Origin of the sequence: Streptococcus sp. HMSC063B03 (assembly GCF_001836965.1) — a bacterium.
Lineage (GTDB): Bacteria > Bacillota > Bacilli > Lactobacillales > Streptococcaceae > Streptococcus > Streptococcus pneumoniae_F.
In genome coordinates, this window is sequence record NZ_KV831036.1 from 1 (window position 1) to 478 (window position 478).

Here is a 478-nt window from a genome sequence, read left to right on the forward strand (position 1 = left end):
CAGGAAGCTCAGATCCATTATAATCAACTAGATCAACTATTTTCCATCACGGATTTACAGGATTTCATGGGGATTGTGGACAGTGTCTACAGTCCTATTTATCCTTTAGGTTCTGTTGTTGAGCTCGATTTGGAGCTCTTACCAGAGGAACTCCAGAAAAGCTTAGCGGAGGGACCAGGACCACTCGTTACGATTTCAGGCCGCAAGATGCCTCTTCAAGAAGGATTTGATGACTATGTGGTAGACTACTTGGCTCGCATCTGGCCTTTAGGTGAGATGCCTGGAATGGATGCTTTTTTCGTTAGTAACATGATGATTGAGCGGCTTCGTTTTGAAGGCTATAGTGACGACTGGGAAAGTCAGTTCACAGAGGATGTTTTACGTGCGACACAGCTCTCCCAGCAACAAGTATCGACTGCTTTTATGCGCAGTGAGGATTTTGTTCGGTATTATGAGCCGTATTTAAACACGGAGGAAG

At 45.0% G+C, this 478-nt stretch carries 1 protein-coding gene; it reads left to right on the forward strand.

Features of this window, described 5'->3' with window-relative positions; all coding sequences use genetic code 11:
• A partial coding sequence (locus tag HMPREF2628_RS10435) for a DUF4176 domain-containing protein (RefSeq protein WP_180364278.1) occupies positions 1–478 on the forward strand: 478 nt, incomplete at both ends.